Annotated in this window: 20 protein-coding genes; 15 read left to right on the plus strand and 5 right to left on the minus strand. The window is 69.4% G+C overall.

Translation table 11 applies throughout. The annotated features are described in order from the left end of the window. Positions 1 to 14: 14 nt before the first annotated feature. A complete protein-coding gene (locus tag AB0E69_RS37955; RefSeq protein ID WP_360158083.1) occupies positions 15 to 815 on the minus strand; it encodes an IclR family transcriptional regulator in 801 nt (266 codons plus the stop codon). Between the two features lie 129 nt (positions 816 to 944). Between AB0E69_RS37955 and AB0E69_RS37960 the strand changes: the two genes are divergently transcribed. From AB0E69_RS37960 to AB0E69_RS37995, 8 genes are all read left to right on the plus strand, one after another. After that, positions 945 to 2,921: an ABC transporter substrate-binding protein gene (locus AB0E69_RS37960; RefSeq protein WP_360158086.1), complete on the plus strand. Its 1,977-nt coding sequence runs from the start codon at positions 945 to 947 to the stop codon at positions 2,919 to 2,921. A 26-nt stretch (positions 2,922 to 2,947) separates the two neighbouring features. Continuing rightward, a complete protein-coding gene (locus tag AB0E69_RS37965; protein ID WP_360158089.1) occupies positions 2,948 to 3,943 on the plus strand; it encodes an ABC transporter permease in 996 nt (331 codons plus the stop codon). Continuing rightward, complete coding sequence (locus AB0E69_RS37970) at positions 3,940 to 5,049, plus strand: ABC transporter permease (RefSeq protein WP_360158092.1); 1,110 nt, start codon at positions 3,940 to 3,942, stop codon at positions 5,047 to 5,049. Before AB0E69_RS37965 ends, AB0E69_RS37970 begins: the two co-directional genes overlap by 4 nt. Further along, entirely contained in the window at positions 5,024 to 6,097 is a 1,074-nt protein-coding gene (locus tag AB0E69_RS37975; protein WP_360158095.1) for an ABC transporter ATP-binding protein, read from the plus strand. Before AB0E69_RS37970 ends, AB0E69_RS37975 begins: the two co-directional genes overlap by 26 nt. Next, a complete protein-coding gene (locus AB0E69_RS37980) occupies positions 6,090 to 7,097 on the plus strand; it encodes an ABC transporter ATP-binding protein (protein ID WP_360158098.1) in 1,008 nt (335 codons plus the stop codon). The genes AB0E69_RS37975 and AB0E69_RS37980 overlap by 8 nt, the downstream gene beginning before the upstream one ends. A 69-nt stretch (positions 7,098 to 7,166) precedes the next feature. After that, positions 7,167 to 8,252: an NAD(P)/FAD-dependent oxidoreductase gene (locus AB0E69_RS37985; protein ID WP_360158101.1), complete on the plus strand. Its 1,086-nt coding sequence runs from the start codon at positions 7,167 to 7,169 to the stop codon at positions 8,250 to 8,252. A gap of 34 nt (positions 8,253 to 8,286) precedes the next feature. Beyond that, positions 8,287 to 9,915 carry a helix-turn-helix transcriptional regulator gene (locus AB0E69_RS37990; RefSeq protein ID WP_360158104.1) on the plus strand — a complete coding sequence of 543 codons (1,629 nt, stop codon included), beginning with the start codon at positions 8,287 to 8,289 and terminating at the stop codon, positions 9,913 to 9,915. A 79-nt stretch (positions 9,916 to 9,994) separates the two neighbouring features. Then, positions 9,995 to 10,522 (plus strand): hypothetical protein, encoded by a 528-nt coding sequence (locus AB0E69_RS37995; protein ID WP_360158107.1) that lies wholly within the window; start codon positions 9,995 to 9,997, stop codon positions 10,520 to 10,522. Positions 10,523 to 10,592: 70 nt separating this feature from the next. Here AB0E69_RS37995 and AB0E69_RS38000 read toward each other — a convergent pair whose 3' ends face one another. Both AB0E69_RS38000 and AB0E69_RS38005 read right to left on the minus strand, forming a co-directional pair. Beyond that, a complete protein-coding gene (locus AB0E69_RS38000; protein WP_360158110.1) occupies positions 10,593 to 11,600 on the minus strand; it encodes a pirin family protein in 1,008 nt (335 codons plus the stop codon). An 801-nt stretch (positions 11,601 to 12,401) separates the two neighbouring features. After that, entirely contained in the window at positions 12,402 to 13,442 is a 1,041-nt protein-coding gene (locus tag AB0E69_RS38005; RefSeq protein WP_360158113.1) for a PHP domain-containing protein, read from the minus strand. Between the two features lie 39 nt (positions 13,443 to 13,481). Here AB0E69_RS38005 and AB0E69_RS38010 point away from each other — a divergent pair, with 39 nt between their 5' ends. The 7 genes from AB0E69_RS38010 (at position 13,482) to AB0E69_RS38040 (ending at position 20,776) form a co-directional block, all read left to right on the plus strand. Further along, a complete protein-coding gene (locus AB0E69_RS38010; protein ID WP_360158116.1) occupies positions 13,482 to 14,711 on the plus strand; it encodes a helix-turn-helix domain-containing protein in 1,230 nt (409 codons plus the stop codon). A 79-nt stretch (positions 14,712 to 14,790) separates the two neighbouring features. Continuing rightward, positions 14,791 to 15,984 (plus strand): acyltransferase domain-containing protein, encoded by a 1,194-nt coding sequence (locus tag AB0E69_RS38015; RefSeq protein WP_360158119.1) that lies wholly within the window; start codon positions 14,791 to 14,793, stop codon positions 15,982 to 15,984. Continuing rightward, positions 15,981 to 16,979, plus strand: a complete 999-nt coding sequence (locus AB0E69_RS38020) for a beta-ketoacyl-ACP synthase III (RefSeq protein WP_360158122.1) — start codon at positions 15,981 to 15,983, stop codon at positions 16,977 to 16,979. The genes AB0E69_RS38015 and AB0E69_RS38020 overlap by 4 nt, the downstream gene beginning before the upstream one ends. An 88-nt stretch (positions 16,980 to 17,067) precedes the next feature. Beyond that, a complete protein-coding gene (locus tag AB0E69_RS38025; protein ID WP_130380551.1) occupies positions 17,068 to 17,316 on the plus strand; it encodes an acyl carrier protein in 249 nt (82 codons plus the stop codon). A gap of 146 nt (positions 17,317 to 17,462) precedes the next feature. Next, positions 17,463 to 18,698: a beta-ketoacyl-ACP synthase II gene (gene fabF, locus AB0E69_RS38030; protein WP_360158125.1), complete on the plus strand. Its 1,236-nt coding sequence runs from the start codon at positions 17,463 to 17,465 to the stop codon at positions 18,696 to 18,698. A 19-nt stretch (positions 18,699 to 18,717) separates the two neighbouring features. Further along, positions 18,718 to 20,142, plus strand: coding sequence for a carboxyl transferase domain-containing protein (locus AB0E69_RS38035; RefSeq protein WP_360158128.1), 1,425 nt, complete (start codon positions 18,718 to 18,720; stop codon positions 20,140 to 20,142). 88 nt (positions 20,143 to 20,230) lie between these two features. Beyond that, positions 20,231 to 20,776: a dihydrofolate reductase family protein gene (locus AB0E69_RS38040; RefSeq protein WP_360158131.1), complete on the plus strand. Its 546-nt coding sequence runs from the start codon at positions 20,231 to 20,233 to the stop codon at positions 20,774 to 20,776. A gap of 269 nt (positions 20,777 to 21,045) precedes the next feature. Here the strand turns inward: AB0E69_RS38040 and AB0E69_RS38045 are convergent, their stop codons facing one another. Together AB0E69_RS38045 and AB0E69_RS38050 are read right to left on the minus strand one after the other, a co-directional pair. Continuing rightward, complete coding sequence (locus AB0E69_RS38045) at positions 21,046 to 21,543, minus strand: DUF3145 domain-containing protein (RefSeq protein ID WP_360158134.1); 498 nt, start codon at positions 21,541 to 21,543, stop codon at positions 21,046 to 21,048. A gap of 141 nt (positions 21,544 to 21,684) precedes the next feature. After that, on the minus strand, positions 21,685 to 22,692 hold the full coding sequence (locus tag AB0E69_RS38050) for a LacI family DNA-binding transcriptional regulator (RefSeq protein WP_360158138.1): 1,008 nt from the start codon (positions 22,690 to 22,692) through the stop codon (positions 21,685 to 21,687). Positions 22,693 to 22,783 lie beyond the last annotated feature (91 nt).

Below are 22,783 nucleotides of genomic sequence, written 5' to 3' on the forward strand. Positions count from 1 at the left end.
CGGACCGGCAAGCCTCAGGCGTTCGGGAAGTCGGTCGCGCCGAGCCGCTCGGAGACCGTGGCGGCCAGCTGCACCAGCCCGGTCTGCGCCTGCTTCCGCTTGTCCCGGGTCAGGTCCCGGGCAAACGACGTGACGCCGACCGCGCCGGCCACCTGCCCACCGGCGGTGAAGAACGGCGCCGCGACACAGGCGATGTCGGCCTGCTCCTCCTGGTCCTCGACCGCGAAGCCCTGCTTACGGACCCGGGCCAGCTCAGCGCGGAAGCTCTCCTCGTCGACGTCCTTACCCTTCGGCCCGTAGCCACGCTCCAGCCGGTCGAGCAGCGGCTTCAGCTCGTCGTCCGGCAGGTACGCCGCGATCGCGCGGCCGAGCGCGGTCAGGTTGAAGTGCGAGACCTTGCCCGGGTAGGTGTCGAACTGGATGAACCCGGGCATCGCCGCCTTCGCGACGTACACCACCGAGGACCCGGTGAGGACGCCGATGTGCACCGGCATCCCGAGCCGGTCGGCCAGCTCGCGCATCTCGCGGGACGCGACCGACGACAGGTCGACCTTGCGGATCAGCTGGGTGGCGAGTCCGTACAGCCGCAGCGTCGGCCGCCAGAAATGGCTGCGCCCGACCACCCGGCGGCTGGCGTAGTCGCGCTGCTCGAGCGTGTAGACGATCGACGCGCAGGTGGCGAGCGGGATCCGCGCCTTCTTCGCGAGCGCGGTGAGGGTGAGCTCCTCGTCGGACTCGACCAGGGTCTCCAGCACGGTCAGTGCCCGCGCCACGGCGGGTGACGGCGACCGCTCACCGGCAGCTTCGCTGAGCATGCCTGGAGTGTAGCGCCTGCACCGGAAGCTGTCTTCGAAGATCCGTATATACAGGATCACGAAGATGTACCTCACATCTTGAAGTATCAGAGGATTCGTGTCACTGTCCCGGAGAGGGAGGTAGTCGCCATGTCCGATCCCCTGAGCCGCCGGACGTTCCTCCGGGTCACCGGCCTTTCCTTGTCCGCCGGCGCCGTCGCGGGCTGCTCGTTCTTCTCCACCGACGCCAAGAAGACCGGTGCGTCGACCGCCGCCGACGCGGGCGCCAAGGAGTCGCCGGTCCTGGCCAAACTGGTCAAGGACGGCAAGCTCCCGCCGCTCGAGCAACGGCTGCCCAAGGACCCGCTGGTGGTCAAGCCGATCCAGAGCCCCGGCAAGTACGGCGGTGTCCTGCGGCGCGGCCAGATCGACCGGAACGCGTCCCAGAACCAGTACGTCGAGTTCGCCGGCCTGCTCGAGTGGACACCGACCACGCCCGCCAAGGTCGGTCCCGGCCTGGCCGCGAAGTGGGAGGTGCTGGAGGACGGCAAGGTCTACGTCTTCCACCTGCGCGAGGGCCTGAAGTGGTCCGACGGCCAGCCGTTCAGCACCGACGACCTGATGTTCGCCTACGAGAAGTCGTTCCTGAACAAGGAGCTGAACCCGGTCTTCCCGGACTGGCTGAGCCCGGGCGGGAAGCCGGGCAAGTTCGTGAAGGTCGACGCCACCACGCTCCGGATGGAGTTCGAGGTACCGCACGGTCTGCTTCTGCGCTACCTGTGCTTCATGGGCCTGACCGGCTTCAACTCGTCGTCCGCATTGTTGCTGCCGGCCCATTACCTGAAGCAGTTCCACAAGGACTTCGCCACCCCCGCGCAGCTGCAGGCAGCGATGAAGAAGAACCCGGCGCCGACCTGGGCCGACTTCTTCAAGGGCCGGCGGGACATCTGGAAGAACGCCGACGTACCGGTGCTCGGCCCGTGGAAGCTGGTCGCGCCGCTGCAGGGCTCCGGTGTCACGGCCCGGCTCGAGCGGAACCCGTACTACTGGAAGGTCGACGAGCAGGGCCGGCAACTGCCCTACATCGACAGCCAGCAGTACACCGTGATGCCGTCGGAGACGCTCGGTCTGCGCGCGGCGAACGGGCAGCTCGACCTCCAGGTCACCGACATCCAGGCCGAGCAGCTGCCGCTGCTGATCCGCAACCAGGAGTCCAAGGGCTACAAGGTCAACCGCTGGGTCGCCGAGCCGAACGCCTCGATCAACCTGAACCAGAGCCATCCCGATCCGGTCCTCCGCGAGCTGTTCCAGAAGCTCGACTTCCGCGCCGGCCTCTCGCACGCGATCAACCGCAAGGAGATGAACGACGCCCTGCTCGCCGGGCAGGGTTTCGTCCGGCACCCGTGCGCGCAGCCCGAGGACGAGTACTGGGAAGACGGCATGGGCCAGACCTTCATCGAGTACGACGTCGCCGAGGCGAACAAGCGGCTCGACGCCGCGGGCCTCACCAAGCGCGGCCCGGACGGCATGCGGCTGCGGCCGGACGGGAAGAAGATGCAGCTGGTCGGCCGCTGCTTCGAGGTCGGTGTCGGGATCGCGTCGATCACCGTGCTCGAGTACTGCCGCCGGTACTTCAAGGCCGTCGGCATCGACCTGGTCGCCAAGCCGATGACGCTCGACCTCTGGTACGCCGAGATCCCGCACGGCGACTACGACCTGGTCGCGTACCCGCCGGCCACGATCCTGTGGGACATCGACTCGCTCTGGTACATCCCCACCAACGGGCTGACGTACTGGGCGCCGAAGTACGGCAACTGGTACGGCAACCACAAGGACAAGTTCGCGCTCGAGCCGACCGGCGAGATCCGCAAGCTGCAGACGACCTACGACCAGCTGCTGGTCACCGCGGACGACGCGAAACGGCTCGAGCTCGGCCGGGAGATCCTCCGCGCCCACGACAAGAACGTGTGGATCATCGGCACCGTGGCCACCCCGTTCCAGCCGCTGATCGCGGCCGGTGACCTGCGCAACGTCCGGCCGGACGCGATCGCCAGCTACCGCACCCACTACGAGAACGCGTCGGCACCGGAACAGATGTACTTCGACTCCCCGGAGAAGCACTCCTGACCTTCGACTGACGCAGAAGGGATCCGATGGCCGGCTACTTGCTCCGTCGCCTGCTGGCGATGCTGCCCACCGTCCTGCTGATCTCGCTGGTGTCGTTCCTGATCATCCAGCTGCCGCCGGGCGACTTCCTGACCACGGTCGTCGCCCGGCTGCAGCAGCAGGGCCAGACCGTCGGCTCCGACCAGCTCGAGGCGCTCAAGCAGCAGTACGCGCTCGACCAGTCGCCGTTCGAGCAGTACCTGCGCTGGATGTCGAACATCATCCTGCACGGCGACTTCGGGCAGTCCTTCGAGTACAACAAGCCGGTCGCGACGCTGCTCGGCGAACGGCTGCCGCTGACCATGGGCCTCGGCCTGGTCACGTGGTTGTTCGGCTGGAGCGTCGCGCTGGTGGCCGGCATCTACTCCGCGGCGCGGCGGTACTCGAAGGCCGACTACGTGATCACCACGCTGACGTTGCTCGGTCTCGCCGTACCGGGGTTCCTGATCGCGCTGACCGCGGTGTACCTGCAGTTCAAGCTCTTCGGCTGGACGGTGTCCGGCATCCTCTCACCGGAGTTCGAGGGCGCCGCGTGGAACCTCGGCAAGGTGCTCGACCTGCTCCGGCACCTCTGGCTGCCGGTGCTCGTCCTCGCCTCAGGCGGTATCGCCGGCACGATCCGGGTCCTGCGGGCCAACCTGCTCGACGAGCTGCACAAGCCGTACGTCACCGCCGCCCGGGCTCGAGGGCTCGACGAGCGGCGGTTGCTGCTGCGCTACCCGACGCGGGTCGCGCTCAACCCGTTCATCGCGACCATCGGCTGGACCATCCCGGCGCTCTTCGACGGCGAGGTCCTAGTCGCGAGCGTCCTCGGGCTGGAGACCACCGGGCCGCTGTTGCTGAACGCGCTGAAGAGCCAGGACATGTACCTGGCCGGCGGGATCATCCTGATCGCCTGTGTGCTCACGGTGATCGGCACGCTGATCTCCGACCTGCTGCTCGCCGCCGTCGACGCCCGGGTCCGGATCGGGTTCGGCACATGACCACTGTCGAGGTTTTGGAGACCGAACCCGAGCTGGCACTGGCGTCCCAGCGAGCCCTCGTCTGGCGTCGTTTCAAACGCAACCGCCTCGCGGTGGTGTCGCTGTGGATCGTCGGTCTCATCTATCTCACCGCGGCCTTCTGCGAGTTCTTGGCGCCGCAGGCGCAGGACACGTACGCCGCCGACCGCGCCTTCGCTCCCCCGCAGGTCGTGAAGATCTCGCTGACGTCGAGCCCGCGCGTGTTCGTCAACGGGTACACCGGCAAGGCCAACCCGGAAACGCTGCTCCGGGACTACGCCGTCGACAAGTCGCAGCGGTACGGCGTCCGGCTCTTCGCCAAAGGTGATCACTACAAGCTCTGGGGGCTGATTCCTTCCGACCGGCACCTCATCGGGCCGAGTCAGCCGGGCGCGCCGTTCCATCTGCTCGGCACCGACGACCAGGGCCGCGACAACCTGTCCCGGATCATCTACGGCGCCCGGATCTCGATGTCGGTCGGCCTGATCGGCGTCGCCGCCGCACTGATCCTCGGGCTGCTCCTCGGCGGCATCTCCGGGTACTTCGGCGGTCTCACCGACGGGATCGTGCAGCGGGTCATCGAGTTCTTCATGTCGATCCCGACGCTGCCGCTCTGGCTCGGGCTGGCGGCCGCCGTACCGCCCGGGTGGGGTGCGCTGAAGACGTACTTCGCGATCACGCTGATCCTGTCGCTGATCGGCTGGACCGGGCTGGCGCGGGTGATCCGCAGCCGGTTCCTGCAGATCCGTGGCGAGGACTTCGTGCTCGCCGCCGAGCTGGACGGCGCGCGCTGGCACCGAGTGGTCGGCCGGCACATGCTGCCCGCCTTCACGAGTCACATCATCGCGTCGCTGACGCTCGCCGTACCCGGGATGATCCTCGGCGAGACCGCGCTCTCTTTCCTCGGCCTCGGGCTGCAGGCACCGGTGGTGAGCTGGGGTGTGCTGCTGGGTGAGGCGCAGAGCATCCGCGTCCTCACCGCGGCGCCGTGGCTGCTGGCCGCCGGAGCCGCAGTGGTGATCGCGGTGCTGGCCTTGAACTTCGTCGGCGACGGTCTGCGGGATGCCGCCGATCCGTACGAGTCCTGAGGGGGCTGCTATCGAACCGCTGCTGGAGATCTCGGAGCTGAGCACGCAGTTCGACACTGCCGACGGCGTGGTCAAGGCCGTCGACGACGTCGGCCTGCGGGTCGAACCCGGCCAGACCGTGTGCGTCGTCGGCGAGTCCGGCTGCGGCAAGAGCGTGACCGCGCGGTCGATCCTGCGCCTGGTCGATCCACCTGGGCGCATTGTTGCCGGAAGCATCAAGTTTCGCTCGGCCGCGGGCGTGGTCGATCTGGCGGCGCTGGACCCGGGCGGGCCGGAGCTGCGGCGGATCCGCGGCAAGGAGATCGGGATGGTCTTCCAGGAGCCGATGGCCGCGCTCAGCCCGGTGCACACGATCGGCCAGCAGTTGGTCGAAGTACTGCGGCTGCACGAAGAGCTCGGCAAGAAGGAGGCGCGCGAGCGGGCGATCGCCGAGCTCCGCAGCGTCGGGATCCCGCAGCCGGAGCGACGGATCGACGCGTACTCGTTCCAGCTGTCCGGCGGGATGCGGCAGCGCGCGATGATCGCGATGGCGCTCGCGTGCCGACCGCGGCTGCTGATCGCCGACGAGCCGACGACAGCGCTGGACGTGACCACCCAGGCTCAGATCCTGCGGCTGCTGCGGACGCTGCAGGAGGAGCGGGAGATGGCGATCCTGTTCATCACGCACGACCTGGGTGTGGTGGCGGAGGTCGCGGACCGGGTCGCGGTGATGTACCTCGGGAACGTGGTCGAGGAGTGCGACGTGGATTCGCTGTTCCACGATCCGCGGCATCCGTACACGCGGGCGCTGCTGCGGTCGGTGCCGCGGATCGAGCGGCGCGCGCGGCGGCGGTTGCCGACGATCCGCGGTCAGGTCCCGCATCCGCAGCAACGGCCGACCGGGTGTCCGTACCGCACGCGCTGCGATCACGTCGTACCTGGGCAGTGCGAGGTGGCGAACCCGCCGCTGGTCGGCGACGGGCAGCGGGACGTGCGCTGTGTGCACTACCCCACTGCAGAGAGCATCCGCGGCGGGCGTGACTTGCTGGAGGTGACGGCTGATGTCTGAGATCTTGCGGGTCGAAGGGCTGTCCATGCGGTTCACGGGTGGCGCTGGGCTCTTCGGGCGGCGCAACCGGGCGACCGTGCACGCGGTCGACGACGTAGATCTCGTCGTACGGCGTGGTGAGACGCTCGGCCTCGTCGGCGAGTCCGGCTGCGGCAAGACGACGCTCGGACGCTGCATCCTGCGCGCCCACAAACCGTCGGCCGGGCGGATGATCTACGACTCCGCCGCGGGACCTGTCGACCTGGCAGCCCTCTCGCGTGCCGAGCTCCGGCCGCTGCGCACCGAGATCCGGACCGTCTTCCAGGACCCGAACTCGTCGCTGAACCCGCGGATGACCGTCCGGCAGATCGTCGCCGAGCCGCTGGTCGTGAACCGGTTGGCGTCCGGCAGCGAGCTCACCGATCGGGTCGCGGAGACCCTGCGCCGCTGCGGCCTGCGCCCGGAGCTGATGCGGCGCTACCCGCACGCCTTTTCCGGCGGCGAACGGCAGCGGATCGGCATCGCGCGAGCGCTGGTGACTGAGCCGCAGCTGGTCGTCGCCGACGAGGCGGTGAGTGCGCTGGACGTTTCGGTCCGCAGCCAGATCCTCAACCTGCTCGAGGACCTGCAGGACGAGCTCGGGCTGACGTACGTGTTCATCTCGCACGACCTGTCGGTGATCCAGCACCTGTGCGACCGGGTGGCGGTGATGTACCTCGGCCGGATCGTGGAGGAGGCCGAGACCGAGGACCTCTTCGAGCAGCCTCGGCATCCCTACACGGAGGCGCTGCTGCGTTCGGTCCCGCGACCGGATCCGCGCCTGCGGCGGCGGGACGACGTACTCCCGGCCGGGGAGGTGCCGTCGCCTTCGGAGGACTTCACCGGCTGCCGGTTCCAGCCGCGGTGCCCGTACGCCCAGCCGATCTGTGCCGCTGAGGAGCCCGAGAGCATCCCGCGCTGCCACTTCACCGACGAGCTGAGCCTCGCCGGCGTCTACACCGACCTACGACAAACCTCGTAGCCGGCGCGGGACGAAGTTGCGTAGTCCGTCCGACGCGGCGGGTGCCCCGGAATTCCTACCGTCGACGGCATGAACACCATCATCATCGGCGCGGGACAGGCCGGGCTCGCCACCGGCTACCACCTACAGCGGCTCGGTGAGCCGTTCACGATCCTCGACGGCAGCGCGCGGCTGGGAGACCAGTGGCGGTCGCACTGGGACAGCCTCCGGCTCTACTCGCCGGCGAAGTACGACGGTCTGCCCGGTCTGCCGTTCCCGGGCGAGCCCTGGCACTACCCCGGCAAGGACGAGGTCGCCGACTACCTCACGGCGTACGCCGCCCGGTTCGACCTGCCGATCCAGCACAACGCCCGGGTCGACAAGCTGGAGCGGCTCGACGACCGGTGGATCGTCACCGTCGGACGCGAGCAGCTGAGCGCGGACAACGTCGTCGTGGCCACCGGGACCTTCGGACGGACGCCGTACGTCCCGGACTTCGCGGTCGACCTGGATCCGGCCGTCCGGCAACTGCACTCGTCGGAGTACCAGCGGCCGGAGCAGCTCAAGGACGGAGCCGTTCTCGTGGTGGGCGGCTCGCACTCCGGGACCGATATCGCGTACGAGGTCGCGCAGACGCACGAGACGATCCTGTGCGGTCGCGATCCCGGTCAGGTGCCGTTCACGCCGGGCCGGCCGGGTCAGGCCCTGTTCTGGCCGGTCATGTTGTTCGCCTGGCGGCACGTGCTGACCCGCCGGTCGCCGATCGGCCGGAAGGCGATGGCCGAGATCCGGCACCACGGCGGTCCGATGATCCGGGTCAAGCGGGCAGATCTGCTCGCGCGCGGGGTCGAGCGGGTGCCGGCCCGGGTCACGGGGACGCAGCACGGCCTGCCGATGCTCGCCGACGGACGCGTGCTGGACGTCGCGAACGTGGTCTGGGCGACCGGCTTCCAGCAGGTCTTCGACTGGATCAAGGTCCCGGTCGCCGGCGCGGACGGCTGGCCGCGGGAGTTCCGCGGGGTCGCGGAGAACGCTCCTGGGCTGTTCTTCTGCGGGCTGAGCTTCCAGTACGCCTTCAGTTCGATGGTGCTGCCCGGCGTCGGCCGCGACGCGGCGTACGTCGCCCGCCGGATCGCGGCCCGCTCCCGCTCGGACCGGAGCCTTGCCGTCGCGTGAGTCGACGGTGCATGCTCGCGGTTGGGGGCACTTGATGGGGATTGTCGACGATCTGCAGCGCGCCCGGTCCGCGTTCGAGCGACGCGACTGGGCGGCTGCGTACGACCGCCTGACCGCGGCCGACGGCTCGGCGGGTCTCGGTGCGGACGAACTGCTGACGCTGGGTACGGCAGCGTACCTGCTCGGCGACACCGACGCGTGCATCCGGGCACTGCAGCGCGGCTATCGGCTGCGGATCAGCAACGGCGAGGTGCTCGGCGCGGTGCGGTTCGCGTTCTGGCTGGCGCGGGTGCTGAACGAGCGCGGTGAGACGGCGATCGGAAGCGGCTGGGCGGCGCGTGCGGAACGGCTGCTGGCCGATCGTCCCGGTGACGTGGTCGAGCGGGGTTACCTCCTGATCCACGACTTCTTCCGATGCGTTGACCGGGCGGACTTCGCCGGCGCGGTGGCCATTGGGGAGGAGATCGTCGCAGTGGCGCGGCGGCACGACGACCCGGACCTGCTGGCGCAGGGATTGGTGTGCAAGGGCCGGCTGCTGATGTACGCCGGTCAGGTGCCGGAGGGTCTGGCCACACTCGACGAGGCGATGGTCGGAGCCGCAGCCGGGGAACTGTCGCCGATCTTCGCCGGGACTGTGTACTGCGCGATGATCGAGGCCTGCCAGGAAGTGCTGGACTTCGGGCGGGTGTCCGCCTGGACGACCGCGCTCACGCGGTGGTGCGAGAGTCAGCCGGATCTGGTCCCGTTCACCGGCCAGTGCGCGGTCCATCGCGGGCAGATCCTGCGACTGCACGCTGCCTATCCGGAGGCCCTCGCCGAGTTCGAGGACGCATGCCGGCGCTATGCGGCGTCCGGGTCGGACGTAGCGGCCGGGCTGGCGTTGAGCGAGCGTGGCGACGTCCTGCGGATCCGGGGGGAGCTCGCGGCGGCGGAGACGTCGTACGACGAGGCGGCGCGGTACGGGTACGAGCCGCAGCCCGGCCGGGCGTTGCTGATGGTGGCGCGCGGTCGTGCCGCTGGCGCGGTGGCCGCCGTACGTCGGGTGCTCGCGGAGACGGGCGATCCGGTGCATCGGTCGCGGTTGCTGGCGGGTGCTGTCGAGGTACTGCTCGCTGGCGACGAGTTGGCCGAGGCGGAGGCAGCGGCTGGTGAGTTGTCGACGATCGCGGCGGCGTTCGGGTGTGCGGGGTTGCGGGCGTCGGCGGCGTACTGTCTGTCGCTGGTGGCGTTGGCGGATGAGGATCCGGACCGTGCGTTGCCGCAGGCAAGGGTGGCGATGCAGCTGTGGGGCGAGCTGCGGGCTCCTTACGAGGTCGCCCGGGCCAAGGTCGTAGTGGGGCGGGCGGTTCGGCTGCTCGGTGACGAGGACTCCGGGCTCGCTGAGCTGACTGCTGCTTGCCGAAGCTTCGGTGAGCTCGGGACGTCGCCGGCTCGGCTGGCTGTAGAGAAGCTGCTGGGGCGGGGCGTTGCTGGTGGTTTGACGGCACGGGAAGTGGACGTCCTGCGATTAGTGGCCGCTGGCAACAGTAATGGGGAGATCGCGGAGCGGTTGGTGCTGAGCGACAAGACGGTCGCGCGGCACTTGACCAATGTCTTCGCGAAGCTCGGCGTCCCGTCGCGGACGGCGGCCGTGGCGTACGCGCGGGAGCACGACCTGCTCTGAGCTGCTCACGCTCTCGGGAGGGATGGGGCTCACTCTCGCGGGTGAGGTGGTCTTGGCGTCGTCGTTCGATGCTCTGAGTATGCAGACCACAGAGCGTCCCGTCCCGCGCTGGGCGTACCGCCTCGCCCATGTGATTCCGTTCCTGGTGCTTCCGTCCGGCGTGTGGCGTCTGGGCCTGGTCTTCGGCTCCTCGATGGGCCTGCTCGACCCCAACGGCAATCCCGGCCACCTCGGCGGCGTCGGGGCGAAGATCTACGTCGTCAGCCTGTCGATCGTCTCCGAGCTCCTGGCGCTGACCGCCCTGGGCCTGGTCAGCCGCTGGGGCGAGGTAGCCCCAACCTGGCTCCCCCTCATCGGCGGCCGCCGGGTCCACCCCGCCGCCGCGATCGTGCCGGCGGTCCTGGGCTCGCTGTCGCTGATCGCGATCTGGACGTACGGCTTCCGGGACGCGTACGGGGGCGCGTTCATCCCGTTCGCCGGCACCGGCTGGAAGATGCTGATGCTCGCCTGCTACAGCCCACTGCACCTGTGGGGACCGGCTTTGCTCGTCCTCACCTGGGCGTACTACCGCCGCCGAGTCGTCACCGGGACAGCTGTCGCGGTTTGAGAGTCGTCACCGGGACAGCTGTCGCGGTTTGAGAGTCGTCACCGGGACAGCTGTCGCGGTTTGAGAGTCGTCACCGGGACCGCGGTCGCGGTTTGAGCGTGGTCGCCGGGAGTGGCGGCGCCGGCAGCGGATCACCGTCGTACCCCGGCACCATCCGGAACCGCTCGTTGCCTCCAGCACTGATCGCGTCCTGCCAGGCGTTGCGCGCGGCAACGATATCGTCATGGGACCGACCAATGAAGTTCCACCACATCACCAACTGCTCCTCGAACGGCTCACCCCCGAGCAGCAGGAACCGCACACCATTGCGCGAAGCAACCAGCCGGATCTCCTCCCGCCGCGCCCCGATATACACCATCTCGCCGAACCCCGGCGTCAGCTCCCCAACACTCAGCTCGCCATCCACGACCAGCACGGCGTACTCGTAGGCCGGCTCGAGCGGCAGGTCAAGGGTCCCGCCAGCGTCGATCGTCAGATCCGCCCCCACCAACGGCGTGTAGGCAGGCGCCGGCGAGGTAGCTCCCGCCACGGTCCCCATCATCACCGTCCCGCGCGCCCCGTCGAACTCAACCCGCGGCAGATCGGCGTACGCATTGAACGTCGGCGGAGTAGTAGTCCGCACCGAATCCGGCAACGCAACCCACAACTGCGCCCCATGCAGCCGCGGCGGCGCGGTCGGCGTCGAAACCTCCGAGTGCGCGATCCCATCGCCGGCCGTCATGATGTTCAACTCCCCCGGCCGCACCATCGCGTGCGACCCCACACTGTCGCGATGCTCGATCTCCCCCTCGAACAACCAACTAACGGTCTGCAGCGAAGTATGCGGATGCGGCGGCACCAGCATCCCCCGCTCCCCCGGCACCCCGTAGGAATCCACCCGGGAACTCAGGTCCTCCGGCCCGTAATGATCCACGAAACACCAGGCCCCCACCATCCGCCGATCCTTGTTGGGCAATAGCCGCCGCACCGTAGTAGTCCGCCCCAACACCACTTCCCGCCCCTCGAGCACCTCGAGCGCCGGCCCATCACAGTCCCCAGACCCAAGAGTCTCCGCAGGATCCCGCTCCAGATCACTCACACGACGATTATGAACACCAGACCGGGATGAAGAACCAGCAGACGCCCCACATCTCGTCAACCCACGCCCGCCAACCTGCAGGCCCACGAGCAGTGGCCACCAACAGCACCACGTACCAGCACCAGGAATACTCCTCGCCACCAATCCCGAAGCTCTCACCGCGAGCATCAGCGATCGGACCCCAGCACCAGCCGGCAATATCCGATAGAACCGTCTGTTCACCCACGGGCGCCAGCCCGGAGTAGTCACCCGCGAGCGCCAGCTCGCAACCCCGCGGCGGCAGCCGCGAACCCCCGGCACTCGCCGGGAACACCGGGGCGCCCGCCGAACAACAGGGTGGGTGGGGCGGCGCGCAGCACGGCGACGAAGGAGCCGCGCGTAGCACCGCGGTGGTTACCAGCAGCACCATGCGCAAGCGGTACGGCGCGTAGTACGCCAGCCCGGGCTAGTCGCCCTCACCACCTTGTCCGACGCCAGTAGCCGATCCGCGCGAGCTACCACGCCGGCTTCCCTCCACCCGGTGAGGTCTCCGGAACAAAAACGCCACCTGGTGGCACTTAATCTCCGAAGATTTCCCGCGCCCCCTAGACTGAGTCGAACCACCTCAGCCCATCACCAGCAGTACGGCGAATGGTGCGCCAGCCCGCAGCAGCGAGCGCCAGCTCGCAACCGCGAGCGCAGCGAGCAGACCCCGGCGCCAGCCGGAAGCCCCGGGGCGCCAGCCCCGAACAGACGGCTGGGTGGGAGCGGCGCGCAGCACGGCGACGGAGGAGCCGCGCGTAGCACCGCGTGGGATGGACTTCAGTGGGTCCAGTCGAGGAGCTGGTTTTCGGGCCAGGTGTTGATGACGCGATCGGGGGTGACACCACAGTCCTCGGCCCGTTCGCAGCCGTACGGTTGCCAGTCGAGTTGACCGGGCGCGTGGGCGTCAGTGTCGATCGAGAAGTAGCAGCCGGCTTCAACAGCGAGGGACAGGAGACGCTTGGGCGGGTCCAGCCGTTCGGGGCGAGAGTTGATCTCCACCGCCGTACCGAACTGACGGCACGCCTCGAACACCACCTCGGCGTCGAAGTCCGACTCCGGCCGCGTCCCACGGCCGCCGGTGATCAGCCGACCGGTGCAATGGCCCAGTACGTCGACGTGCGGGTTCGCGATCGCGCGGACCATCCGCTCGGTCATCGGCTCGGACGCCATCCGCAGCTTCGAGTGCACGCTGGCGACGACCACGTCCAACCGCGCCAGGATCTCCGTGTCGCAGTCCAGCGTGCCGTCCTCGTTGATGTCGACCTCGATCCCGTTCAGGATCCGGAAACCGTCGAGCTCGTCGGCCAGCTTCTTGTTGAGCTCGGCAACGACCTCGAGCTGCTGCAACCGCCGCTCACGCGACAACCCGTTCGCGACCGTCAGTCGCGGCGAGTGGTCGGTCAGCGCGATGTACTTGTGCCCCAGCCGGTGCGCCGTCCGCGCCATCTCCTCGATCGGGCTCCCACCGTCGGACCACTCCGAGTGCAGATGCAGATCGGCCTGCAGCGCCGCCCGCATCTCCCGCCCGGCGGTGGTCAGCTCCCCCGCCGCCTCCTCGAGTTTCACGAGGTACGACGGTGTCGCGCCGTCCATCGCCTCCAGGATCACGGCCTCCGTCTTGGGCCCGATCCCCGGCAACTCCGTCAACGTCCCGGCCCGTTTCCGCGCCCGTACCTCGGCGGCCGGCAACGCGGCGATGGTATCGGCGGCCCGACGGTAGGCCTTCACCCGGTGCGTCGGCTGCCGGTCCCGCTCGAGGTAGTACCCAATGGCCCGCAACGCGGCCACAGCCTCCGCCACACCCGCCTTGTCACTCATACCCCCATCCTCCGCCATGTGACGGGTTATGGTCGGAGGGTGGCTCGGCGAGTGGATGTGCATCTGGCCCGGGCAGAGCGGTTGCAGGGGGCTACCGGAGCGTTGGCTACGGCTGCGATGGCGGCGATGGACGCGAAGTTGCCGTGGTTCGGGAAGCTGTCGGCGCAGGATCGGTCGTGGATCGGGCTGGTGGCGCAGTCCGGGATCTCCGCCTTCGTCGAGTGGTTCCGCGACCCGGAGGCGCACTCCTCGATGCCGACCCGGATCTTCGGGTCCGCGCCGCGGGAATTCACCCGGGTCATCTCGCTGCACCAGACCGTCGACCTCGTGCGGACCACGATCGAGACCATCGAGAACACCATCGGCACCCTCCTCCCGCCGGCCGACGTACCGGTCGTGCACGAGGCGATGCAGCGCTACGCCCGCGAGGTCGCGTTCGCCGCCGCCACCGTCTACGCCCAGGCGGCCGAGATGCGCGGCGCCTGGGACGCGAGACTCGAAGCGCTCGTCGTCGACTCCGTCATCCGCGGCGAGGCAGACGAGTCGGTCCGCTCCCGCGCCTCCGCCCTCGGCTGGACCGGAGCAGCCGGTACGACGGGATCCACCGAGGTCGCCGTCGTCGTCGGACGCGCCCGGGACACCGATGTGCCGCCCAGGCCCAGTGAGGGCACCGGCACGGTCAACGTCGCCGACATGGTCCGGCACGCGGCCCGCGAGGCGGGTGCTGACGCTCTGTGCGCGATGCAGGGCGACCGGCTGGTCGTAGTACTCGGTGGTACAAGCAAACCTGTGGAGATCGTACAAAAGCTCGCCCAGTGGTTCGGACCAGGCCCGATCGTCGTCGGCCCGGTCGTGAAAGACCTGATGTCGGCCGTGACGTCGGCCCGCGCGGCCGTCGCCGGGCTCCGCGCCGCACCCGCCTGGCCGGGCGCTCCGCGGCCGGTCCAGGCCGACGAACTCCTCCCCGAACGGTCACTCTCCGGAGACGGCCACGCCCGCCGGCAGCTCGCGAACGAGGTCTACGGCCCGCTCACCGTGGGCGATGGCGTCCTGCTCGGCACGGTTTCGGCGTACCTCGACTCCGGCGGCTCGATCGAGGCGACGGCCCGGACGATGTTCATCCACGCCAACACCGTGCGGTACCGGCTGAAGCGTGTGGCCGACATCACGGGGTACAACCCGCTCAATCCGCGCGACGCTTTCACACTTCGTGTCGCACTGACGTTGGGTCGCCTGCTCAATCCCGACCCGGGCAGCGCGGTTTTGTAGGATCCCCACAAATCCGGGCCGGTAGAATTCGTGCTCGCCTTGCGGCTCACCAGGGGTCGCGCTGAGGGAGAGTAAGGACGTGCTCGTTATCGTCGCGCCCGGTCAGGGTGCCCAGACCCCAGGATTCCTCGAGCCGTGGCTGGCGGATCCCGTGTTCGAGAGCCGGCTCAACTGGCTCTCCGCGGTCGCCGGTCTCGACCTCGCCCACTACGGCACGCAGGCCGACGCGGACACGATCCGGGACACCGCGATCGCGCAACCGCTGCTGGTCGCGTCCAGCATGCTGGCCGCCCTGGCGGTCTTCCCGCAGCCGTCCGACGCGTTCACCAAGGTCGGTGCGGTCGCCGGCCACAGCGTCGGTGAGCTGGCCGCCGCAGCCGGTACGGGCGTTCTGAGCGCCGAGCAGGCGATGGTCCTGGTCCGCGAGCGCGGCAAGGCCATGGCTGCCGCCGCGGCGCAGACCGCGACGTCGATGACCGCCGTCCTCGGTGGCGACCGTGACGAGATCCTGGCCAAGCTGGCCGAGCACGGCCTGACCGCCGCGAACGACAACGGCCCCGGTCAGATCGTTGCCGCGGGCACCGTCGAGGAGCTGGCCGCGCTGGCCGCCGACCCGCCCGCGAAGACCCGGCTGATCCCGCTCTCGGTCGCCGGCGCCTTCCACACCAAGCACATGGAGCCGGCCGTCCAGACGCTGGCGAAGTACGCGACCGCGATCAGCACACACGACCCGCGCACCCGCCTGATCTCGAACCGGGACGGCCACGTCGTCCACGACGGCCGCGAGGTCCTGCAGCGACTGGTCCAGCAGGTCAACGCCCCGGTCCGCTGGGACCTCTGCATGCAGACCATGGCCGACCTCGAGGTGACCGGCATCCTCGAGCTGCCGCCGGCCGGCACGCTCACCGGGATCGCCCGGCGCGCGCTCAAGGGGGTCGAGACGTTCGCGCTGAAGACGCCGGATCAGCTCGACGACGCCCGCGCGTTCGTCGAGAGGCACGGCAGCCCGTCCGAGATCGACGCGAGTCCGACCTGGCGCCTGCTGGTCGCCCCGATCAAGGGCACCTTCACCCGCGCGGCCGCGGTACGCCGGGAGATTGGTGACACCGTGGCTGCCGGCGAGGTGGTCGCCACGGTGCAGAGCCTGCGCGACGAGATCGAGGTCACCGCCCCGCACGGCGGCATCGTCGTCGAGTGGCTCGCCGAGGAAGGCGACCCGGTCGCGCCGGGTCAACCGCTGGTCCGCCTCCACCCCGCAGGGAGCAACGCATGACCGTAGACATCAAAGCGTCGTCGGGCGCGCAGTACGCCGGGATTCTCGGCGTCGGGTCGTACCGGCCGCGGCGGGTGGTTCCGAACGCGGAGATCCTCGAGCACATCGACTCCAGCGACGAGTGGATCCAGACGCGGTCCGGCATCAAGGAACGCCGCTGGGCGAGCGACGACGAGACCGTGCGGATGATGTCGGTCAACGCGGCCAAGAACGCGGTCGCGGACGCCGGGATCGACCCGAGCGAGATCGGCTGCGTGATCGTCGCGACCGTCACGCACCTGTACCAAACGCCCGCGATCGCGACCCAGATCGCGGTCGAGGTCGGCGCCCCGACGGCGGCCGCGTTCGACATCTCGGCGGCCTGCGCGGGTTTCTGCTACGGCGTGGCGATGGCCAGCGACCTGGTCCGCGGCGGCAGCGCGAAGTACGTGCTCGCGATCGGTGTCGAGCGGCTGAGCGACCTGACCGACCGGAGCGACCGCGGTACGGCGTTCCTCTTCGCCGACGGCGCCGGCGCCGCGATCGTCGGACCGGCCGACCGGGCCGGGATCGGGCCTGTGGTCTGGGGTTCGGACGGCACCCAGCACGAGGTGATCAGCCAGAAGGAGTCCTGGCAGGAGTCGGCCGCCAGCAACAACTGGCCGCACCTGCGGATGGACGGCAACCCGGTGTTCCGCTGGGCGTCGTTCGAAATGGCGAGGACCGCCCAGCAGGCGCTGGACCTGGCCGGGGTGAAGGCCGAGCAGCTCGACCTGTTCATCCCGCACCAGGCGAACATGCGGATCATCGACGCCATGCGCCGGGCACTCAAGCTGCCCGAGCACGTCAAGGTCGCCCGCGACATCGAGCGCCAGGGGAACACCTCGGCCGCCTCGATCCCGCTCGCGATCACCGCGATGCGCGAGTCCGGTGAGGCCAGGAGCGGCGACCTCGCCCTGATCATCGGCTTCGGCGCCGGCCTCGTGTACGCCGCCCAGGTCGTACGGCTGCCCTGAGTCAGGGGTAGTCCATAGTTGTCCGGGGCGGCTCAGGTGGCCGCACCGGGTGTAGCACCCAATGCAAATCCGAAAGGGAATCCAAGAGATGGCCAGCACCGAAGAGATCCGTTCCAGCCTCGCCGAGATCGTGAACGAGATCGCCGGCATCCCGGTCGAGGACGTCCAGCTGGACAAGTCCTTCACCGACGACCTCGACGTCGACTCGCTCTCCATGGTGGAGGTCGTGGTGGCCGCCGAGGAGAAGTTCGACGTCAAGATCCCCGACGACGAGGTGAAGAACCTGAAGACCGTCGGCGACGCGGTCGCGTTCATCGAGCGCGCCCAGAACGGCTGATTTCAGTCGCCCGTGTGCTGGCCGGTGCTCACCGGTCCCCTCGGTGAGCACCACCCGGCCGGCCACAGCGCTTCAGCACGTCAGCAGTACCGCAGTACCAGCCCCTCGCTCCCTGACCCAGCTATCCCGTGAAGGATGAGGTAACCATGTCGAAGACCCGAGTCGTCATCACCGGGCTCGGTGCCACGACCCCGATCGGGGGCGACGTGACCAGCACGTGGGAAGGTCTGCTGGCCGGCCGGTCCGGCGCCAAGCGGCTGACCGACGAGTGGGCCCAGCGGCTCGCCGTGCAGATCGCCGCCCCGGCCGCGGTCGAGCCGACCGAGGTGATCGAGCGGGTGAAGGCCCGCCGGCTGGACCGGACCGCGCAGTTCGCGCTGGTCGCGGCGCGCGAGGCGTGGGCGGACGCAGGACTCGAGGACGCGGGCCTGGACAAGGAGCGGCTCGGGGTCGCGATGGCCAGCGGGATCGGCGGCCTGCATACCACCCTGACGAACTACGACGCGCTGAAGACCAACCCGCGCCGGGTGTCGCCGCTCGCCGTCCCGATGCTGATGCCGAACTCGAGCGCCGCCTACGTCAGCCTGGAGTTCGGTGCGAAGGCCGGTGTGCACACCCCGGTCTCGGCCTGCGCCTCCGGTAACGAGGCGATCTGGCTGGCGCTGGACCAGATCCGGCTCGGCCGCGCCGACGTGATGATCGCCGGTGGCGCCGAGGGCAGCATCCTCGATCTGACGGTGGCCGCGTTCGCGATGATGCAGGCGCTCAGCAAGCGCAACGACGACCCGGAGCGGGCCTCGCGGCCGTGGGACGTGGACCGCGACGGCTTCCTGCTCGGTGAAGGCGCGGGTGCGCTGATCCTGGAGTCGTACGAGCACGCGAAGGCGCGTGGCGCAACGATCTACGCCGAGCTCGCCGGTGCGGGTGTCTCCGCCGACGGCCACGACATCGCGCAGCCGGACCCGACCGGTTCCGGTGCGCGGCGGGCGATGCAGCGGGCGCTGGCCGAGGGCGACCTGACCCCGGCCGACATCTTCCACATCAACGCGCACGCGACCTCGACGCCGCAGGGTGACATCGCGGAGTCGCTGGCGATCCGGCAGGCGCTCGGCAAGGACGCCGACCACGCGGTCGCGACCGCGCCGAAGTCGATGATCGGCCACCTGCTCGGCGGCGCCGGCGCGGTCGAGTCGGTCGCCACCGTGCTCGCCCTGCACCACCGGGTCTCGCCGCCCACCATCAACGTGGACAAGCTCGACGACCAGATCGAGCTCGACGTCGCGACCGAGCAGCGCAAGCTGCCCGACGGGGACATCGCGGCCCTGAACAACTCCTTCGGCTTCGGCGGCCACAACGCCGCGATCGCCTTCAAAACGGTGTAACCGCACCCAGGAGGACCCCATGACCACCGCCCCGGCAAAACCCGCGAAACTGCCCCGTGAGCTGGACCCACGGAACCCGGTCACCCGGCTCACGAACCTGCTCGACCCGGGCAGCCTGGAGCTGATCACCCCGGACAACCTGTCCGGGATGATCGCCGCTCGCGGACGGATTGCCGGGGCGCCGGTGGTCACCTTCTGCTCCGACGCCACCGTGATGGGTGGCGCGATGGGCGACGAGGGCTGCGACGTCGTCGTCCGGGCGTACGACGTCGCCCGCGCCGAGCAGGTCCCGATCATCGGCCTGTGGCACTCGGGCGGCGCCCGGTTGGCCGAGGGCGTGCTCAGCCTGCACGCGGTCGGCAGGATCTTCTACGCGATGACGCAGGCGTCCGGGAAGATCCCGCAGATCTCGGTCGTGCTCGGCCCGGCGGCGGGTGGAGCGGCGTACGGGCCGGCGCTCACCGACATCGTGATCCTCGGTCCGGAGGGCCGGATCTTCGTCACCGGGCCGGACGTGGTCCGCTCGGTGACCGGTGAGGACGTCGACATGCTGCGCCTCGGCGGCCCCGAGCCGCACGGGCGGCGGTCCGGCGTCGTACACATCACCACCGAGTCCGAGGCCGCGGCGCTGACGCAGGCCCGTCGGCTCACCGATCTGCTCGCGAACCAGGGCACGATGTCGACCGACGTCGAAGACACGGACCTGTCCGGGTTCCTGCCTGAGTCGGCCAAGCGCGCGTACGACGTTCACCCGTTGGTCGGAGGGGTGCTCGACGGGGACTCCGCCGTCGAGCTCCACCAGCGCTGGGCGCCGAACATCGTCACCACGCTCGGTCGGCTCGGCGGCCGGACCGTCGGCGTGATCGCGAACAACCCGCTCCGGCTCGGCGGGTGCCTGGACGCGCTGTCGGCGGAGAAGGCGTCCCGGTTCGTGCGGATGTGCGACGCGTTCGGGGTGCCGCTGGTGGTGCTGGTCGACGTACCGGGGTATCTGCCGGGGGTCGGGCAGGAGTGGGACGGCGTCGTACGGCGGGGCGCAAAGCTGCTGCACGCTTTCGCGGAGTCCGTCGTACCGCGGGTGACGTTGGTGACGCGGAAGACGTACGGCGGGGCGTACATCGCGATGAACGCGCGGTCGCTGGGAGCGACCCGGGTGTTCGCGTGGCCGCGGGCCGAGGTGGCCGTGATGGGTGCGGTGGCCGCGGTCCGGGTCCTTCACCGGCGCCGGCTGGCCGAGGTCGACCCCGAGCTCCGCCCCACCGTGGAAGCCGAACTGGCCGCCGAACACGAGCAAATCGCCGGCGGCCTGGACCGAGCCCGCGAAATCGGCGTCGTCGACGAGGTCGTCTCGCCAACCCGAACCCGCTCAGCCCTGGCAACCGCAATAGCCAAGGCCGAAATCACCGGCCCGATCCGCGGCACCCACGGCAACATTCCGCTGTAGAGGACGGCGGCTTTCGGCGGTGGTGTCGAAAATCGGGTGGCTTGCTCGACGCAGTGGTGACCAGCAAGTCATCCGAAGGAGTTCACCCATGCCAAACACTCGCCAGGTCGTTGCAGCGTTCTTCGTCTCGCTCGATGGAGTGGCCGAGGGTGCTGACCAGTTCCTGACCGGCTGGGACGACGAGGTGGACGCCGCCGGCGCCAAGCTCATCGCATCCCAGGACACGGTCGTCCTGGGGCGCCGCACGTACGACGAGTGGTCCGGGTTCTGGCCGACCAGCGACATCGAACCGTTCGCGTCGTTCGTCAACGCCGCCCCGAAGTACGTCGCGACCTCGACACCGCTCGAGGCCGAGTGGGCCAACTCGCACCGGATCGACGGCGCCCTGACCGACTTCGTCCGCGACCTCAAGAGCAAGCCTGGCGGCGACATCGGAATCCACGGCAGCATCTCGGTCACCCGATCCCTGCTCACCGCCGGCCTCGTCGACGAGCTCCGACTCGTCATCGTCCCAACCGTCGTAGGCACCGGCCGCCAACTCCTCAACGCCCTCCCCGCAACGCCACTGCACCTCGCCCACAGCACACAAACCCCGTCGGGCTACATCCTCGCCACCTACCAACTACCCCACTAACCCGACCCCAGGACGACCGGGTTTCGGTGTACTGCGGCAGCGCGGCTTCGGGGGTACTGCGGGACGCACGAAGGGCGCGGACCCTGAGGTCCGCGCCCTTCACCGTGGTAGTGGCCGCTGTGTGCGACAACCGGGGGTGTCCCGACACCCGGTGGCCCAGCGGCCACGGCCCCTCCCACCCTGGTGGAATGTCTGATGCTCAGTCTCATCGAAAAGTTCGGCGAAGTCTGCCCGGTTCACAGCTTTCTTCTGAACTTCTCAGGATCCCCTCAGACGACCTGATGCAGCCAGCGGACCGGCGCGCCGTCGCCGGCGTACCGGAACGGCTCGAGCTCGTCGTCCCACGGCCGGCCGAGCAAACGCTCGACCTCCTCGGTCAGATCAGCCTCGCCGCTCGCCGCCTTCAGCATCGCCGCCTTCAGCCGCTCCTCCGGCACCATGATGTCGCCGTGTACGCCGGTGGTCGCGTGGAAGACGCCCAGCGTGGGCGTGAAGGAGTACCGCTCGCCCTCCGCACCGCTGCCCGGCTCCTCGGTCACCTCGAACCGCAGCTTCTGCCACCCGCGCAGGGCGGACGCCAGCTTGGCCGCGGTGCCGACCTCCGCCTGCCAGGACAGCTCGGCCCGGTACTGACCCTGGGCCGCCGGCTGCGGTGTCCAATCCAGTTTCACGGGCACGCCAAGGATGCCGCCCGCCGCCCACTCGACATGCGGGCACAACGCGGACGGCACGGTGTGGACGTAAAGAACGCCACGAGTCGTCGCCACCGGGACCTCCTGTGCTCGAGGGGCGCCTTCCCCAGCGTTCTCGAACAACCTCGTAGATCCCGGCGGGTACATCTTGCACCACCACCCCCTCCAACACCAGTAACCTCGCCGTGTCAACTACATCACCATCGTGTCGCAGGCTCAGGTTGAGGCGCGCAGTACCAAGCGGGTGGGGAGGATGAGGGGGGTTGGTTGGTTGCCGGCGAGGAGGGAGAGGAGCATTTGGGCCATTTGGTTGCCCAGGGATTGGATTGGCTGGCTGATGGTGGTGAGGGGTGGGGTGGTGTGGCGGGCTGTGGTGATGTCGTTGAAGCCGACTACCGCTACATCGTCTGGGACCTGTTTGCCGGCATCCTGCAGGACGCGGAGGGCGCCGATGGCCATCTGGTCGGAGGCTATGAAGACGGCGTCCAGGTCGGGGTGTCTGGCTAGCAGCTCATGCATGGCGCGAGTGCCACTCTCTTCGGAGAAGTCGCCGTGGACGACCCGGCTCGCGTCTAGGCCGGCCACCGCCAGCGCCTCCTGATAGCCCTTGTACCGCGCTGTCCCGGCGCCCTCGTCCATACGTCCGGTGATCGTCGCGATCCGCGTTCGGCCGCCCGCGATGAGGTGCTCAGTCGCCAGCCGGGCGCCACCGCGGTTGTCCGCGTCGACGTAGTACCGCGGTTCGAAGCCGACCGGACGCCCACCAAACACCACGGGTACGTCGGCCTGCTCGGCGAGCCGCGCCAGCGGATCGTCCCCGTGCATCGACATCAGCATCACCCCGTCGGCCTGCCGGGACCGCAGCAGCTGCTCCAACCGGGTCTGACCTCGGCTCGACGTCGCCATCATCAGAATCAGCTCGAGCTCCGTCTCCTCCAGCACCGAGCTGATCCCGACCACGACCTCCGCGAAGAACGGATCCGCGAACACCTGCGGGTTGTCGCTGGAGATCGCCAGCACCACCGCCCCGACCTGCTGGGTGGCGAGCGCGCGAGCCGTTGCGTTCGGCACGTACCCGAGCGCGGCGACCGCCCGCTGCACCGCCTCCCGCTTCGCCTTGCTGACGTGCGGCGCGTTGTTGATCACCCGGGACGCGGCCGACCGGGACACCCCGGCACGCTCGGCGACCTCGTCGAGCGTGACTTGCCGTTTCGGGAGCTTCACCAGGGTCCTTCGCGCGTCGGGGGTGCGTAGAGAGTAGCGCTCACGAGCCGGTGGGCACGACCGACGCTGGGCTGAAATCTGGTAGCGCTCC

It is taken from the genome of Kribbella sp. NPDC026611, from assembly GCF_040638345.1.
Taxonomy (GTDB): Bacteria; Actinomycetota; Actinomycetes; order Propionibacteriales; family Kribbellaceae; genus Kribbella.